The following is a 17,091-nucleotide window of genomic DNA, read 5'->3' on the forward strand; positions in this document are numbered from 1 at the left end:
CTACGTGCAATTTGACTTAGCGGCGGGTGGTGAATTCAGCCGTGTTCAAAAGTGCCCACAAAAGGTCTTCGAACGCCTCGCTGCGAGAATCGATTTCTTGAACATAGTCGTAGGCAACGGTTAGCTCTTCTTCGCTGGGGGCTCGACCGAGCACGTTGACGTAGAGCCGCTGGATCGCCTGGCGGTCGTCGGGCGACTGATCAAGCATTTTGGCCAGCTTGGTCTTTTGATCGGCAGCTGCGTTGACCTGAGCTTGTAGTTGGCGATTGTTCATCAGGAACATGGCCTGCTGCATCGTTTGTGGGCGAAACGCTTTGCCTAAGGATGGATCGTAACCAAAGACTTCATTCACAAGATCGAGCGTGCTTTTCGGTGGCGGCGGAAAACGAACAGCGTCGGTTGGCTCGGTCGCTTCGCCGGTTACGTTCGGCAGTTCGATCGCTACGGCCAGCGACTTAAAAACCACATCGCCCCGCATCTTCCGAAATTCGGCCGCAGCCAATTGGCCGACGATTTGGTCTTCGGCATCAAGCTGTCGCTGGTAGGCTTTGGTGTTCAGGATCAAGCGAAAGAGTGACTTGGCGTCGTATTGATTCGCCATAAAATGATCTGCAACGGCTTGATGCAGAGAGGGCAAGCTCGGATAGCCAGCCTCGGCGCTGATCTCGTCGATCGGATCACAGAAAGGAGCGTCCATCAGACGTTCCCAGATTCGGTTAGTGTAAGCCTTAGGAAACATCGTGTTGTCTGGGCTGGTGACCCATTTAGCCAGTTGCACGCGACGTTCGATGTCGCTTGCCCCTTTCGGTAGCGGGTCGCCACGGAAGACGGTCGGCAACATCACACGGCTGGTTTCCGGTAGCTTGTGTTCGCCGGAAGATTTACTACCAACGATGATTTCGCTGCTATCGTTCCAAGGCAGCTTAGAAGAGGAACGCACAAAAAAGGCGGCCATCTGGTGGAAGCGTTCCTGGGGAATATCGACAAACGGATGGTCGTGGCACTCGGCACATTGAATCTGGGTGCCAAGAAAAATCCGAGTCGTTTCGCCCGCCAAACGCGAAGTGCTCGCTTGATGGTAGCCCACAAAGAAGGCAGGCGGATTGTCCCTGACTTTGCCGGTCGCGGTCAAAATCCGATACGTTACTTCATCCCAGCCGGTACCTTCGTTGAGTTGCAGAGCCAGCCAATCTTGAAAGACCTGGTAGTCGAGATAGGTCAGCTCAGGCTGCGGAATACGGTAGCTGAAAACATCGCTCCAATACGTTGCCCAGTTCTGGCCAAATTCTGGGCTGGCCAACAAGCGTTCGACTAATAGAGCCCGCTTGGTCGGCTTGGTATCAGCCAGAAATTCGGTTCGCTCCTGCTCCGTCGGGATGCGTCCAATAACGTCGATGGTTACTCGCCGCAGAAACGTTTCGTCGTCGATGATCGCCGTGGTCTTGGTGAGATGCGCTTCGCGAACGATCCGTTCGTCTAACGCAGCGGATGTCAGCGTTTGTCTGGGCGGTAACTTTGCGCGGACAAATTCAGGCGCGGTTTCCGGTTCGACAGACACTCGTTTCTTTTCTATTCCTTTCAACTTGGCAAGTTGATTTTGCGGCACGAAGAGAACCGCGTCGACGATGACGATGCCCTGAGCCTCGTGGTCCGAGATCGTTACGATCGCTTCTTTCTCTGGTGTAAAATTGAAATCGCCAAGCGGATGAAACATCAGCGGGCCTTGGGGCTTGTCTCGCTGATTGAGTCGAACTTGAGACTCCCCAGCATCATGCCGAATGACGATGGGCGCCTGGGCTGCGCGATCTTTGCCAGCGTTGTAAGCGAGATAAACTCGGTAACTACCTGGCTGAGGCAATTTCTGGCGGAAGGTGATCGTCTTCGACTGCTTGCTAACCGAATCGGTCGATTTACCGCTATGAACGTAACCTTCTCCGACATACGGCTTGATCCGGTTGGACGGTACCCAAGGGCCGACCATTTCCGCTTGGACGTTATCGAGCAAGATGCCTGGGAGCGATTTCGTGTTGATCGCGTCTGCGGCTTGAATCACCAATGGAGTCGCTAACAAGAGGACGATCCCCAACAAATTTCTGGCATATCGCCAAGACAGAGATCGCATGGGCAGAGTTTTCCGAGAGGAGAGGTAAGTTGAGAAGTGTCTCCCCCAGGAAGGCGGAGATCGGTGGGCTCCTCTCAATGTAAGAAAAAAAGAAAAGTAACGTCAATCAAAATGCTGCGAAAATTCATTTTCGTAACATCTTATGGACGCATCACTGCCCTAAATTTACAAACAAGCCTCCAAGCGACGCCATCAACTCTCCCCCCCCCAGAGTCCGAAACTAGCTGGGGGAATCACGAACGATCAGGGAAACCAATGCAGAGCTGGCCCGTGTTACAGGGCGTTATGAAATTGATCGATTTGCCGCTCGGCTTCTTCTTTGGCAATGCCATAGCGTTCCTGAATTTTGCCACACAGCTTGTCTCGCTTTCCGGCGATCACTTCGAGATCGTCATCGGTCAACTTGCCCCATTGCTCTCGCACAGTTCCGCGAAACTGTTTCCAGTTTCCTTTAATGGTGTCCCAGTTCATTGCTAGGCTCCTGACAAAAAAGGGAAGAGAGGTATCTCGATATAATTAAGCCAAGCCTCAGGGAAGATCGTTTCGAGAAACGACTTCCCCAAGGCGTTGGCCCAACAACCACTTCGTCAATCCATCTCAGGGGTGGTCGATTTTGTGACCTCCATGTGTCGTATCACTCCATGATTCCGCCCTGAGACTTCCTGTACTAGTTATCCTTGGTATCGACATCGACACGCACGCCAGGGACGTTGATATCGGCATCAACTCCAGGACGCTCGACGTTGGCATCGACCTTGGTCGTACCTAAACGAGCGGTCGCATGTTGCGGCCAGTTATCTTGATCGAACCCTTTAACGTCTTTCAACAGCTTGGGATCGACATTCAAAACCAACTCGTTGGTATCGTTCTGAGCGTTATGCTTCCAGCGGAACTGGTCCCAAGCGACGGCATACATGCTATCGCCAATGCCAGCCAAACCGCCGACCGACAGGGCAGCGTAACGCACATGCCCGTTGCTCATATCGATCATCAGATCGTTAATCGTGCCAACTTTGTCGTTCTCATTATTGACGACATTCATGCCAATTATGTTAGCCGCACGATGAACAGCCAACGGATTGGTGGGCTGGTCGGCCGCTGCTTTTCGCTTGCCACCAATTTGAATCCCCACAGGACCAGCTTGAATGTTCAAACCACCTTCCCGGTGACGATAATGTTTGTCGATGTCGTTCGTGAACGTCTGGGAAGCCATGTCGGGCCAGTTGTCAGCATCAAAACCGGGAGCTTTCCGCAGGATCTCTTCATTCAAGTTCAGCACAAGTCGTGCATCGTGACCTTGCGTAGCTGGGTGATATTGAAAAGCTTCAAACGGGACCGCAAACAGCTTCGTGCCAAGCCCCAGAAAACCACCGTACGAAACGGCGACATACTTAACTTGCCCACGATCTGTGTCGATTACGACATCGCGAACAACGCCCAGATCTTTGCCAGCTTCGTTGTGGATTGCCATGCCTTCGATCTGGCTGGCGCGGCGACCGAACATCGCCTTCGTTGCTTGGTCTGCCGTGTTAACTTCGACGTCCGCCTGCCCCGGAGCAGCCGGTCCGCCGACGTCGACTTGGACGTTTGATTGATTGGGGTTGGCAACATCATCAGCATGAGCGAGCGAGGTAACGCATCCAGCGGCCATCAGGGCAGCAGCAGCGACTGCAGGAATCTTGCGTAACATAGGAACCTCTCCTTGAACTTCTGCAGGCAGATTTTTGTTAGCGTCGCGAGGTTCTGCCACAGGACCAAATTGCGACGCGGGTTGTTGAATGGATCGCTGTTTGTGGAACAAAGCCCTGCAATGTCTCCACTGCAAAGCCAAGCGATCAACGGTGAAACTGCTAACGCATGTACTGTTCCAGTTCCGGCAAAATGAATCCATTTCGTGGAAGTTCTTAAAGAATGAGGCCAATTGAGCGTTAATAACTGCGGCAATTTAAGATTCAATCGCCCAGGCTGATTTCGTAGAGACCAAAAAGAAAAGAGCCTGGTCGTTAAACAACCAGGCTCTTTCTTGCATGAGGGGGGGGAAACCGGGGAGGGTGTTTCCTCTTTACCAGCGACGGCGAATGACGCTGACTAGCTCTTCTTTGTGCATCAGCTTACTACGACCGCGAATTCCTAGTTGACTGGCAAGTTCACGCAGCTCTTTTACCGTGTGATCTTCAAGCCGTTTTTCGGCCGAGTCAAAAGGAGAGGCAGACGATTCCATTACTTCGGATGCAGTGGTTGGGCTGGTAGTTATCGACATGGTGAAATCCCATTTGATTTATCAATCTGGCAGCAAAACTTAACGGAGGATGTCAGGTATCCTCCTAAAACAAAATCCATACTCTTAAAGTCAGGCCCACAATCATGAGAAGCGCGATCGACATCCAAAAGAGACGGTCTAACATCACCATTTCACGATGACGATCGACGGCTTCTTCGGGATGGCGTTCCGCATGGATCGCATCAACAGGATCATTCATCGGCACCATGAAAGATCCGTCCGGAAGAGGCGGCTGAAGAACCGTGGCACTCAAACAAACGGACTTGGTCGTGCGATGCAGGGGGGCGTTGCTCATGATCGAAGACCTGTACTAGATAAGGGGATTGGAATCTGTTCCCAACCTCATTTACGACGCTTTGGGCTTCTCCGGATCGGTGTCGGATGCTTCCGTCGGTTCCTCAGGGGCCGTCGCCGGCTTCTCCGACTCTGGCGTCGGCGCAGGAGAATGACTCCCGGCGTGGAGAATTCCACCAACGGCAGCAAGTCCTAAAATCGAGAATGTTCCAGATGTGCGTCGCCAATTCATTGTTCCACCTGATTTGGCTAGAGGTATAGGGATGACTTTCGGTGCATGCCTACACGCAAGCGTCATGCCAAGAATGCCAGATCGGCGTTGGCCAGACGACGCAAACTATTGAATGGTCTTTAGATGCAGAGATTTCATAACAATATTGTCGCATCCTTTTGGGCGGGCAACATTCTCTGGGCGACCAATCTTAGCCGGCTACCGGTTTGAAGGCGTTCAGCTCGAAAACCGCGCGAACAGAAATTGACCGCTAATCTTCCTTGCGAAGTCGGCCCACGCTCGACTGAAAATACTTCCGACGGCGGGTCTTGTGCTGCTCTTCGCTAGCAGATTGCTCGGACTCTTCCGATGCCTTGATCAGGTCGGCCAAGTTCGCCGAGCAAATCCGGCAACCGACCTCTTCCAGATGAAACGTGATGTAATTCACTTCTTCCTGAGCCGGTAAGACCCCCAGCAGGTACTGCTGTAATTGCGGCCGGGTCGGGCAGGTAATGCGATGCCTCCGCCAAATCTCTCCTAAACTATGCACGCCAGCGTCTCGTCGGGCGAGGATTTCCAAAAGCCGGGCTTTCAGTTCTGGCTGTTCGCGGATTTGTTCTTCCACCGAACTGGCTTCTTCGACGGCCAGTTCTTCGTTCAAATAGGCTTCTAAATCGGCGTTGGTCAGCGTTCGCATCGTTTCTGACTTTCTTTTCCCCTCTCGCGTATTAAAGTGCCAAAGGGGAGGGGGTTGGTGGGCAGCAGGCGATTAACCTTCCGCGTGATAAATCTCTTCAAATGGCTGCACAACCACAAAGCCGTTGCCGATGAATTCCATTTGAAACGATTCGCCGCTGGAACGTCCAATCAGCGAACGCAACGAAATATCAGTCTTTAGGTTTGGGCTCAACGTTCCGCTCCAAGCCACCGTGGCGTTCGGATCGGTGTAAACCGGTTGGCTTGGCGTCACCACCAACGTGAGCGGTTCGTAGTGTGTGGTGATCGCGACCATACCGGTTCCGCTGAGGGTCATTTGAAACAGTCCGCCGGCCATCATGGACGAGATCCGCTTCATCATTTTGATATCCCAAGTCACGCTGTTCTCAAAAGCGAGGACATCGTTGGCATTCACGACGATCTCTTGATTCTCTAAACGCAAAATCTGGATCTTTTTGCCGAAGTCGGCCAGATAGAGTTTGCCGTTGCCCGATACCTTTGTCAGGCGTGCCCCTTCCCCGGTGATCGCTTTTTTGAAGAAGCCACCCAGGCCTTTGTCGAAGACCCCTTCTCGCTCGAACTTCATGCTGCCCAGGTACGAGATCATCGATCCCATCTTGGTCCAGACGTAGTTTCCCTTCAGGTTGACCTCGAGGATTCGCGGGCTCTCCATCTCGAAGAAGCCTTCGCCTCGGTCGCGTTGTTGGGTTTGCTCGACGAACTCGCGTAGTGTGTAACGGTTTTCAACGGTCGACATCGTTTCCCCCCTGGGATTGCTGTTTCGGAAAAGAGAACAAGTGAGTAGCCGTTTGCCTCGATACTCTGTGCTCTTTAGATCTGAGTGCGTTCTCGAAACGACAACGCCTGGCTAGTTTGTATAGAGTTCGGGAAAAACCTCTTCGCAAAGCTGTTGGTTTTTTACGCTGCCCCGGAGTTTATTCGTGAAATCGTGTTTGTAGTTGGCGACGTGTTGTTCGCTAATTTGTAAGTGGCTAGCCACATCTTTATTGGCCCAGCCCCGCACGAACAACAACTCCACGCATTGAATCTTGCCCCAGTCTCCCCGAGTCTTCCAATTCTCGATCTGCTGGCGAATCGCCTCGACCAACGCATCTTCCTCTAAAGTGCGTCGCTCGCCACTGCGCACCAAGCTCGAAGCTGGCCGAGCAGGGCCTTCCAATTCCCACGTATCGCTGGAAGAACGGCCTGCCCCTGCCGAACTGAGCGGCAACGTAGGGCGTCGTCCTTCGCGACGTAAATGATCGGTTAGCTTATAAGCACAAATTGCGAAAAGATAGCTCTCTAGCGAACGGCGACCATCGTAATTGGGCAAGCTGTTCAGAAAGCCGATGAAGGTTTCTTGAACCACATCCTCGCTATGGGCGCGACGCCGCAGACGACTTTCGACGAAAGCCAAGAGGCGTCCTTCGTAACGGTCGATCAAGTCCTGCCAGGCGTCCTCTTCCCCGTCGCGAATGCGACCGATCAACAAGGCATCTGTTTCTGAAACGCGTGATAGAGACAAGGTGGTTGCGTTCCTTTCAGGCCGGGATGAATAGGTGGAAAAAACGAACAGGCCAAGTTCGCCGCCACGGATACAACGAATCCATGGCAAGATTCCTCCTATTTATAGCATGGGAAATGCCTTAACGAAAATCACGCCTGCCACCAAAAGCCCTCCCAATGCGACGACCGTACCGGCTGAGACCAACCAGGGCGAAACCTTACTTCCCTCGCTGGTCAGCGACATGCCGATGTAGAAAATCGACAAGAGACCTAACAGGGCGAAAAAACCTGCCCCAATGTAAACCACTCGACTCACTTGTTGCTGAGCATGCCACAGCTCGTTCAACTTCTGCTGCAAGGGAATGTCGAACTTGAGCAGCGAATGCCACTGCTGCATGGGCCCGACCGAAGCGTTCAACTGCTCGTGGTACGTCTCGACAACGACCGACTCCTGCAAGTCATCAAGCCGCGATCCCAACATCTCGGGGGCACGGGAATTATCGAGGTATTCACCGGCGAACTGCCGCAAAGCAATCCGAGTCTCGTTTTGCAGCATCTTACGACAATCCATCCCCCGCTCAAAAGGCCCGGAGCTAACCGCCACAAGATACGTGCCGTCGTCTTCCCACTGCGGCTCTTGTTCAACCCAGGCAGGACGGCCAGGAGGGATGATGCTCGGGGCCTCTTCAGTCGATTCCATCGGCGAGTAAGCTTCTTCCACTAAGTCAAACGACGGGTGAGACTCTTCGGTTGCCTCTTCTTCGGCTGAACTAGCTGCTGGCATGCCGTAGAGCTGCTCCTGCATCCGACTCATGGCCTGGTCGCGGAGCTTGCGAATTTCCTCGTGAGGATCGGTCGAAGCATACCCTCCTTGAAAGCCTGATCCATAAGGACCAAAGGGGCGTGAAAAATGAGGAGGCCGCATATCAGGAAACGGATAGTCAGGGGCCGCACTAAGGGTTCGCGCTGGCGTCCCAGGAGCAGTTGGCTCCGCCGGAGTCTTAGTCGCCTCCTCGGTAGCGTCCTGAAGCTCAGTTGTCTCGGGCTTTGGCCCTGGCGGTGTTGTTGCCCCTTGCTTTAGATTTTCCGAGGTCGATTCCTTATCGAGCGGTATCTGCCGTATCGGCATTGCACGGGTATCAAGCGTTTCTTCGGCAACTTGAGTGACCGACGAAGGAATCACTTCCGTCGTGCGATAACCAAGGATCGTGAAGAGCCCACCTCCCACCACGACCAGCCCCAGTAGCGCAATGGCACCAACCCCTAAGAGGATGCGTCCCCCTTTAGTTGCTACCAGAATCAAGCCTACCACCATCGCGATCAGCGCAGCCAAGCCCAGCATGCCTAAGACCGCGACCAGGAGAATTCCGAAGGCCATATTGGGTTCGCTGTGGACCATGGTTTTCTTATTTCCTCACAAAGGACGTCAGCCGTACCGTTGATTGCTAATTTATCGCCTTCCGCGGGAAGCAATCGCTACCACGGCGACCGTCACCACTAAGAAGACGATTCCCAAGATCGCCGCGCCGCCTAATAACATCATCCAACTCATGGGTGAAGCCCCCATATTCTTAACTTTCTTATTGAGTTGTCTCTACGAACGAACGTTCGAAACCGTGGTTTCTTTCAGTTCTTGTTCGTACTTACGACGCTCTTGATCGCGACGTTCTTGGTTAAGCCAAGGGGAAGCGAACTGAACCGTCGTGGCAATGGCCCCAATCAGCATCACGCCGCACGGCTGCACGAACGGCCAAAAGATCGACAACACGGCCGCCCAGGCGACATAAACGCCGATGGTGGCAGGGCTGAGCCAGTTACTTCGCAGCGGATCGGCCAGTTTCCACCAGCACGGCACCAGGAACGACAACCCAAAGAAGAGCATCATCCCCCCGACCGTAGCCGGCTCGCCCAATGTGAACCAGCCTCCTGCTACGCTCTCTGCCGGTAACGGATGTGGGAACATCATCAGCGACGCGCCCCAGGTCAGCATGCCGATCGAGGCCCCCAGTATGGCCATAATCAGCCGACGCCGGGCATGCTCGCCACCTCGGTTTTCCCAGAACTTGGCCGTGACGATCACCGTCCACGAGGCCAATACGGTGACACCGGTGAAGAAGACAAACGAAGGACCAAACGTCAGGATGGCCGAACGGGTGAGGGCTTTTTCGCCGACGGTAATCAGCAACAACACGAACGAAACCACCACTGCCGTTAGCCCGCTGGCAATCAGCGAACCGAGCAGTTCGTGCATCCGTTGTCGAACCGTGCGAGTCGCTAACGCGGCCCGCTCACGGTCTTTTCGTTTCGGCTTCCACGCGCCTTGCTCGGCGGCGCGGTGCTTACGCTTCATCGCTTGGGGATGATAACGACCACTTCTCGTTTGTGGGTAGCTACTTCCACTTGGTGTTTCCTGAAACGAGTTCATGAGCAAACGTACAAACAAGTACGCCAGGTAGAACACGCCCAAGATCACACCGATCGGCACGATGTAGTGCAAATTGGTGAGGATACCGAATGCGACCGCCACCAGGACGACGATCTTCACCGGCATGCTGGTCGCGTTATGATTCCACCACCGCATGAATCGCTGCTGGGCACCACCCACGGCCTGGGCGATCGGTTCGTCGTCGAAAGCTCCCTTGTTGATCGGCTGCAGGTCGTCGCCAAATCCTGGCTGGTAGGTTGCTTGGGGCTGCGGACGAGGCTCTGGCGGCGGTGTCGGCCGAGGGGCAGGACTGGGCGATTCGACCGGACGGCGGCTATCGAGCGTCGCCACGAAACCCGTTGTCTCTTTCAAGCCCAACTGCTGTAGCATCTCTTCGGCGGAACTGGTTCGTTTCTCCGGATCTTTCTCCAGCGCGGACGAGACGACCGAGCGAAACGGCTCGCCCAAGTTTCCCAGATCTGGGCTGGCCGTCAGGTGCTTCATGATGATCTCTTGGCTGCTTTCCCCTTCAAAAGGAACGCGACCGGTGAGCATCTCGAATAGAATGATCCCTAGGGCGTAGACATCGATCTCGCGACCATAGCGTCCTTTGCCGATCTCTGGGGCCATGTAATGAAACGTGCCGACGCTCTCGGTTTGTCCACTGCGGCGGCTGACCGAGATAAACTTCGAGAGACCATAGTCGCCAATCTTGACGGTCCCTTGGTCGTTGAAGATGTTGCCTGGTTTCAGGTCGCGGTGAACAATACCATGGTCATGTAGATAGTTGACGGCGGATGCAATCGCTTTAAACCACGCCAACGCTTCGTCCTGTGGCATCCCGTTCGGGTTGCGTTCGACCACATCTTGCAGGCAATCGCCATGGACGAACTCCATGACAATCCAGCCTTCTCCTTCGCTGTCGTAGCGAATATCGAACAACGAAACCAAGTGCGGGTGCTTCAAGTTCAAGCAATGTTTGGCGCCCCGCATTTCGATATCCAGATTACGCTGGATATGCTTCAGTGCAACCTCTTTGCCCGCGTCGGTGGTTGCATAATACACTTCGCCAAAACCACCAGCCCCAACTCCTCGCTTGATGGTGTAGCCATCTAACGGAGTGGATCCGGTTTTGTAAGTAAACCGCATGGGGCTTTCTTTCGGTTTGGCTAGTTTCGCAGGGCCGACTTCTTCGTCCTCCGGATTGTTATCCGGAGATATGGCGGCTGCCGACTGGTTCATGGTCTAGTCCCTGGCCAACAAATAAATGAGATACATCTTTCTTTCTCTTCTCTTGTCTCCACTTCCCTTCCATTGAAAGGGAAAAGGAGACCAGAGCCGAGCGGTCGCACGGTCAGGCCCGGCTAATCGGTTCCAGGCAAAACGAAACCTCTTCTCCTTGCACGGTCTCTCCTATTTTGATCGCGGAAGCAGGCTGGGTCGAATCGCTTTGAAAAAGGGGCGTCTTCGACCGTAATTGCAGCTTGTCTCCATTCCGAAATATAACGACGTCGCGTTGCCACTGAGGGCAAACAATATGGTTGTTCGCTTTCGGTCCCAACAACAGCGAGTCGGCCAGCATCACCACGCCATCGCAGGCCGGCTCTGTCCGATGGCGACTGATAATGCGTAACACGGCTGACGTGCTCAGCGGATGAGGCTGCGTGAACTGTATCCGCACGCCTCGCCCGAATGTCATCACGTCGCGATGCTTGAGCATCGTCGGTCGCTCGACCGGCAAATCGTTGACCCTGGCATCGGCGAAAGGTTCGAGAATGTACTCGTCCCCACTTCGCCGGACAGCAGCGTGGCGTCGGCTGATATCGCCCATAATGGGAATATCGACTTGGGCTGATGCCATCGCCTGGCCAATGTTAGCGCGGTCAGCGAGAAGAAGCATATAGCCTCCGACACCATCGATCCACATTTGCAGGCGATCGCTCACATTCTCTCTTCTATTCGCGAAATTTGGCTCGACTACAGACATTTCACTTTGCTCGTGCTCTCGCTGCCCAAGTTTACCACACAAGCCCCGGTTCCTCTTGCTATTCGCTGTCGAACGCAAAATCTTGCCCCGCGCGTGCCAAGATGGCTGACGTTTATTCCAAACGCAGCCATCTCAGCGATCGCTTGAGATTTTGCCAGGGTCTATCCGTGCCCTTGCAGCCTGAAAGGATCGATTCGTTGATCAGGATCGATTCAGGCCCACCAAGTCACTAGTCCAGCAGCGTCAACGTGTTCCGACTGCTCAGCTTTTCGGCGGCTTGGGTGTCGATTTCGACGAACTGCTGTTCCTCCTCTTCGTCGACCTCCAATCCGAAGTAGCTGGCCACTTCGTCACCGATGTCGGTGTGTGTTGGCTCGTCCAAGGGGATCTCACCGGCCAGTTCCCCATCGACATCGACCATCCGTTCGGCCACATCAATGCGGGTGCGGATGTCATCAATCAGACGTTTGGTCTTCGACAATTGGCTGTCATCGAAGGCAAACTTGCTCGAGGTCTGAGCGACTTCCACCATCTTCTGGCGAGCTTCCAGATTTTCGACGTCCACTTCCAACTGACGACGTGCGGTCAGCATGCCGTCGAGCTTAGCACGTGCCGCTTCCAACCCCTGTTGGCGAGCCCGAAGAATGCTCTCCAACTTCACACGGGTAGCATCTTGCGTCTTAAAACGCTCGAAACGCCCAGCTAGGTCGGTTTGCACGGCACTACGCGAGTATTCGTGCCCGGCGTAGGTGAAATAGGTGCTGCCTGAATCGAGATCGCTCTTCAACCGCACGATGTCGGTCTTGCTCGAAGCTAGTTTCTTTTCTAAATCGCCCACACGCGATTGCAGCTTTTCGACTTCCACTTCCTCTTTCGCAATCAAATGCATGTTGCGACGAATCTCAGGCGTAAGATCGGTAATCATCTTACGAGCGCGATCCAGCTCGAATTCAACCGGAACGCTATTTTTGACGTTGTCTCCCAGGCGACTTGCTGTCGTCGAGATGTAGCTGTATGCATCGGTGCCAAACACCAATCCTGCCAGCACGGCGGCACCAATCCCTGTGCATGCGATTTTTCTGATCATTGACTCAACCCTCATCAAAAACGGAATGACCCTCGTACTCTTCCTGCCCGGCATTGACTTCCGGATCGTAAATCCCCGCCTGGCCGAGCGGATAACTTGCAGGCATAAAGAGGACTTCGTTGCCAATTTGCCGATCTTTGGATTTTTTTCCCGTTTTTTGGCATGCTGTCAGTCAGACGCATGTCGAGAGCAGAAATAGCACGATTTTCAACTTTTCATTTTTCAGCCCCATCGGGGTAGTCCATCGCAAGAAGGAACTTCAACTTCCCTTAATCAGGTCAGAACGTTACTGTTCTTAACTGCTAACAGGCGTTTCTCAAAAGACAGTTAGGATGGCAGATCGTTGACAAAAGTGATGCTGAAAATGGCAGCTGTTGCCTGAAGACCACACAACAGCCCTCGCGGCGAGCCGCAATCCGTTTGAATCTGTTTTTTTACAACTGCTTGGTAAATTTCATCTTAAGAAAGATTCGCGACGCCCCACCAAGAATTTATGCGAACTTGGCACCACGGTTGCGGTGTCATAGTGTGACCAGAACCGTCCACCACTCGAGTTGACTCGCAATGTGCGAGAACTCGCTCGGATAGGAGAATATTCAATGGATCACTCGACGCCATTCAAGCTGGTTCACGAACCATCGAAGACCCCTCGCGGTAACTTTGTGGTTTACCAGCAGCTCCCCGAAGATTCGCTTGCCGCGTTGTCAGATTGGATGGACCACGCCCTAGATACCCTGGTAGAAGAGAACGCGGACTTTGTTTCGCCGAACTCCTCTCGTAAAGACTTGGTCAGTAATCGCTAAAGACAGAAAATGGCCGACCGTCGTTTCCAGGCGGTCGGCATGACTGCCAATGCAATATCGCTTGACAGTGCCACTTCAACTAGGAAGTCTCTAATTCCACAGGCGAATTCGTCCGTGGCGAACTTTCAGTTTCTCCGTCATGCGTGTTCTTTGCGTGCCGATCGTTTTCGCCTGAGCGAGGCTTATCTCTAAGGCCCATCAGCACGACGCCAAGCACGGTCAATGCGACACCGATCTTCAGATTGATGCTATCGGCCTCATGAAAGAGGTACACCCCAGCTAAAGCTGAAAGCGGGTTTTGCAGCGAGTTGGCCGCATTTCCCACGATGACCGGTGCGTAGCGAAACGAGAGCGTCAACGCGACGAAAGCACCCGCATTTAGCAGTCCAGCCACCAGCAGCACACCATATTGAGGCCAAGTGGTCTGGGCGATTTTCTCGACGCCGGCAGTGATTAGGCTAAGTGGCCCCAAAATGATCATCCCAATGGCACAGATCAAAGCAGTCGTCATGAACATGCTGGCTTCCCGCGAGACGCCTCGGCGAATCGCAATACTCAAAAAGGCGTAAGAAACGCCCGACGAGATCGGAGCCAAAATCCCCACGGCGGTCAGCCACCACCTCGATTTCTCGTCGACGACCGACTGAACCGCACCGCCGCCAGCCATGCTTAAGACCACCAGCGCCAGCACCAACGAGCCGGTTCCCCAAGTCTGCCAGCGGGTGAGATGCTCCTGCAAAAACCACTTGCTAATAAACACTCCCACGACGATCATCCCTCCTAAGCAAAGGGGGACACTCATCGCCACGCCGATCACACCAAAGCTCCACTGCAGCAGGGCATTGCCCAGCAGTTGGCTAGAAATTGCTGCCGCGATTAAGATTCCGACAGAGGAAGCACTCGGCAGGGCGGCTCGGCGGGTAACAACCTGCCAGATGGCAATCGGCCCGAACAGCGTGACCGTGGGAATCGCTTTGAAAAACGAAACCCAAATCGGGTCCAAACCTGTCAGCGATCGCAAGCAGATGTTGGTCAACGAATAACCAATCGCCGCCAACACGCCGCAAATCATACCCAACCAAAGATTGGGAGCATTTCTTTCTGACATAAAGTTCCGCTGAAATCGCTCGCAGACCAAAGAACGTGTGGTCGACATTCCCCTGTCAACGGTCTATTCTTTCGAGGGTCAAGGGACTTGGAAATTAGGCCATGAACGACACAATCACCCAACATCTGATTCGGCAATTGCATCGTTCGCCGTGGCGACTGTCAGCAGTCGTAACTGGGGGCGGAAGTGAAGCACTTAGCCAGCTGCTAAGCATTCCTGGGGCGTCCGAGACGGTTCTCGAAGCGCTCATTCCTTATTCCAGCGCCTCGCTGGAAGACTTTCTGCACTACAAGCCCGCTCATTATTGTAGCCGAGCCACTGCCCAGGCCATGGCCATGCGGGCCTTTTTCCGGGCTCGTGATTTAGAAAAACGAAATTCTCAGCACGATCTGGATGACACCCATTTGCTGGGCGTAGGATGCAGTGCCAGCCTTCGTAGCTTGCGTCCGAAGAAGGGCCAGCATCGCGTGCATATTGCTGTGCAAACCGCCCAAATTTCGAGCCTCGCCTCGCTCGTTCTGACCAAAGACTCACGCGATCGCGAGCGAGAAGAGAACGTCGTTGCGGCCCTGCTTCTCAATCGAATTGCTGAGGTTACCGGGATCACCAACCGCATTCCTTTAGACTTGCTGCCGGGCGAGCATGTCGACGAAAGCTCTGCCGTGGCCTGGCCTTCGTGGACCGAACTGATGCTCGGCCAGCGAAACGTTGCCTGTGCCATGAAAGACGAACAAGACGCTTCCCTCGATTCCTTTAGCGGCGTTCTCTTTCCCGGGGCCTTTAACCCGCTGCACGAAGGGCACCAGCGCATGGCCGAGTTGGCCGAGCAAATCACCGGACATCGCGTCGACTTTGAAATTTCGATCGAAAACGTCGACAAACCCCCGCTCGACTTCTTTGATATCGAGTCGCGCGTCCGCCAGTTCGAGCCCCCCCAACGCTGCTGGCTGACCCGAGCCCCTACCTTTTTAGAGAAAACCAAGATTTTTCCGGAAGCCACCTTCGTGGTTGGGGCAGACACCATCGTCCGTATTGCCGAGCCACGCTACTACCAGAACTCGGTCGAGCAGCGAGATGCCGCCTTGGCAGAGCTGCAGCAGCAGAATTGCCGTTTTGTCGTCTTTCCGCGGGTCGTAAAGGAGCAGTTTCTCTCGCTGGCCGACCTCACGCTTCCACCTATTTTGGCCGAACGGTGCGAAGCGGTTCCCAGTTCGGAATTTCGGATGGATATCTCGTCGACCGAATTGCGTAGTGGCGCTTAATTTGTGTGAGATTCTGTGCGATTCCACCTTATCCGCTCGCCATGCCCAACAAAGGGGCCGATTGCGACCATAAATCAGCTTCCGTATGATTGAGGGCGATCGGCGTTTCGCCGTGCTCGCAGCATCCGTTTTAGAAGGCATATCGATGGCGTCGGCACCCCGCATTGAACCAGGCAAAGAGACCCTTCCCCTCTTTATCGGCGTCGATGTGGGAGGGACCAATATCAAGATTGGGCTGGTCGACGATCTGGGCAACACCGTTTCGTATCGCAAGATTCCCACGATCGAAACGGACGGCCCGCAGCGCTACATGGAACGCACCACCGAGGTTATCCAGAAGATATGTCAGGAAGTGAACCGCCCCTTGAGCGATATCACGGCTATCGGCCTAGCCACGCCAGGCACGATGGACATCGAAGGTGGCATGCTGCTCGAACCCCATAATCTTCCGAATTCTTACAACTTCCCCATTCGAGATTGCCTCTCGCAGCTAACCGGCCGTCCGGTAATCTACGCCAACGACGCCAATGCGGCGGCGTTCGGTGAATACTGGCTCGGTTCTGGTAAAGAATTCCGCAGCATGATTCTGCTCACCCTTGGTACTGGGGTCGGGGGCGGGATTATCGTCGACGACCTGCTAATCGATGGCGAACATAGCCACGGCGGCGAATTGGGGCACATTATCATCGACTTCAGCGAGAACGCTCGCACGATTCCCACTGGGCAGAGAGGGCATTTAGAAGCCTATGCCAGCGGAACAGCCATCATCAAGCGAACCCACGAGGCACTGGCCGGCGACCTGAAGAAAGAAAGCTCGCTTCATCGCCGCGTCGAGAACGGCGAGCCCCTTACCCCCCTAATGGTCTCCGAAGAAGCCAGCCAAGGCGATTCACTTTCGCTGCATATCGTGCTGGAAACGGCCCGCTACTTGGGCATTGGCATCGTTTCGCTGATGCACACCATCGACCCAGGAGCGGTTGTTTTAGGCGGTGCAATCAACTTTGGCGGGCACGAAAGTCCGTTAGGGCGGCAATTTTTGGAACGTGTCCGCCAGGAAGTCAAATCACGAGCATTTCCGGTTCCAGCCGAGAAGACGGTCGTCGATTTTGCCCGTTTGGGTGGGGACGCAGGTTATTTGGGGGCGGCAGGCAAAGCCAGAGCCGTCACCCACCGCGATTCCCTGAACTCGTAGTCCTTATGTATAATAGGGCGTTTCCCCGAACCATTCGGGCAATCGCCAAGGTCCCGCTAGAGGGACCATCATGCCAACCAGGGTAGCTTCACCAAC

17 protein-coding genes are annotated in these 17,091 nt (G+C 54.2%); 3 read left to right on the forward strand and 14 right to left on the reverse strand.

All coding sequences use genetic code 11. The features are described 5' to 3' along the window. Window positions 1–16: 16 nt before the first annotated feature. From DTL42_RS24485 to DTL42_RS24540, 13 genes are all read right to left on the reverse strand, one after another. Window positions 17–2,122: a DUF1549 domain-containing protein gene (locus DTL42_RS24485; RefSeq protein WP_114373272.1), complete on the reverse strand. Its 2,106-nt coding sequence runs from the start codon at window positions 2,120–2,122 to the stop codon at window positions 17–19. Window positions 2,123–2,395: 273 nt separating this feature from the next. Next, window positions 2,396–2,593, reverse strand: coding sequence for a CsbD family protein (locus DTL42_RS24490; protein WP_114373274.1), 198 nt, complete (start codon window positions 2,591–2,593; stop codon window positions 2,396–2,398). Window positions 2,594–2,789: 196 nt separating this feature from the next. Then, the gene (locus DTL42_RS24495; protein ID WP_158545539.1) at window positions 2,790–3,812 is read right to left on the reverse strand and encodes a PRC-barrel domain-containing protein; all 1,023 of its coding nucleotides are present in this window, start codon (window positions 3,810–3,812) and stop codon (window positions 2,790–2,792) included. A 372-nt stretch (window positions 3,813–4,184) separates the two neighbouring features. Further along, window positions 4,185–4,382, reverse strand: a complete 198-nt coding sequence (locus tag DTL42_RS24500; protein WP_114373278.1) for a Rho termination factor N-terminal domain-containing protein — start codon at window positions 4,380–4,382, stop codon at window positions 4,185–4,187. Window positions 4,383–4,446: 64 nt separating this feature from the next. After that, the gene (locus DTL42_RS24505) at window positions 4,447–4,698 is read right to left on the reverse strand and encodes a hypothetical protein (RefSeq protein ID WP_114373280.1); all 252 of its coding nucleotides are present in this window, start codon (window positions 4,696–4,698) and stop codon (window positions 4,447–4,449) included. Between the two features lie 51 nt (window positions 4,699–4,749). Then, window positions 4,750–4,929, reverse strand: coding sequence for a hypothetical protein (locus DTL42_RS26125; RefSeq protein WP_147274430.1), 180 nt, complete (start codon window positions 4,927–4,929; stop codon window positions 4,750–4,752). 250 nt (window positions 4,930–5,179) lie between these two features. Then, a complete protein-coding gene (locus tag DTL42_RS24510; RefSeq protein ID WP_114373283.1) occupies window positions 5,180–5,605 on the reverse strand; it encodes a hypothetical protein in 426 nt (141 codons plus the stop codon). 72 nt (window positions 5,606–5,677) lie between these two features. Then, a complete protein-coding gene (locus DTL42_RS24515) occupies window positions 5,678–6,382 on the reverse strand; it encodes an AIM24 family protein (protein WP_114373285.1) in 705 nt (234 codons plus the stop codon). A 111-nt stretch (window positions 6,383–6,493) separates the two neighbouring features. After that, window positions 6,494–7,150 carry an RNA polymerase sigma factor gene (locus tag DTL42_RS24520; protein ID WP_114373287.1) on the reverse strand — a complete coding sequence of 219 codons (657 nt, stop codon included), beginning with the start codon at window positions 7,148–7,150 and terminating at the stop codon, window positions 6,494–6,496. Window positions 7,151–7,252: 102 nt separating this feature from the next. After that, window positions 7,253–8,530, reverse strand: coding sequence for a hypothetical protein (locus DTL42_RS24525; RefSeq protein WP_114373289.1), 1,278 nt, complete (start codon window positions 8,528–8,530; stop codon window positions 7,253–7,255). A 195-nt stretch (window positions 8,531–8,725) separates the two neighbouring features. Beyond that, the gene (locus DTL42_RS24530) at window positions 8,726–10,798 is read right to left on the reverse strand and encodes a serine/threonine-protein kinase (protein ID WP_114373292.1); all 2,073 of its coding nucleotides are present in this window, start codon (window positions 10,796–10,798) and stop codon (window positions 8,726–8,728) included. A 112-nt stretch (window positions 10,799–10,910) separates the two neighbouring features. After that, window positions 10,911–11,501 carry an FHA domain-containing protein gene (locus DTL42_RS24535; RefSeq protein WP_114373294.1) on the reverse strand — a complete coding sequence of 197 codons (591 nt, stop codon included), beginning with the start codon at window positions 11,499–11,501 and terminating at the stop codon, window positions 10,911–10,913. Window positions 11,502–11,772: 271 nt separating this feature from the next. Continuing rightward, window positions 11,773–12,630, reverse strand: a complete 858-nt coding sequence (locus DTL42_RS24540; protein ID WP_114373296.1) for a hypothetical protein — start codon at window positions 12,628–12,630, stop codon at window positions 11,773–11,775. Window positions 12,631–13,229: 599 nt separating this feature from the next. Between DTL42_RS24540 and DTL42_RS24545 the strand changes: the two genes are divergently transcribed. Next, on the forward strand, window positions 13,230–13,433 hold the full coding sequence (locus tag DTL42_RS24545) for a hypothetical protein (protein WP_114373298.1): 204 nt from the start codon (window positions 13,230–13,232) through the stop codon (window positions 13,431–13,433). A 79-nt stretch (window positions 13,434–13,512) separates the two neighbouring features. On the opposite strand, the gene DTL42_RS24550 is transcribed toward DTL42_RS24545, so the two are convergent. Continuing rightward, a complete protein-coding gene (locus DTL42_RS24550) occupies window positions 13,513–14,541 on the reverse strand; it encodes a DMT family transporter (RefSeq protein WP_158545540.1) in 1,029 nt (342 codons plus the stop codon). 101 nt (window positions 14,542–14,642) lie between these two features. Here DTL42_RS24550 and DTL42_RS24555 point away from each other — a divergent pair, with 101 nt between their 5' ends. Further along, window positions 14,643–15,803: a hypothetical protein gene (locus DTL42_RS24555; RefSeq protein ID WP_114373302.1), complete on the forward strand. Its 1,161-nt coding sequence runs from the start codon at window positions 14,643–14,645 to the stop codon at window positions 15,801–15,803. Window positions 15,804–15,948: 145 nt separating this feature from the next. Beyond that, a complete protein-coding gene (locus DTL42_RS24560) occupies window positions 15,949–16,995 on the forward strand; it encodes an ROK family protein (protein WP_114373928.1) in 1,047 nt (348 codons plus the stop codon). Window positions 16,996–17,091: the final 96 nt, after the last annotated feature.

Origin of the sequence: Bremerella cremea (assembly GCF_003335505.1) — a bacterium.
GTDB classification, from domain to species: domain Bacteria; phylum Planctomycetota; class Planctomycetia; order Pirellulales; family Pirellulaceae; genus Bremerella; species Bremerella cremea_A.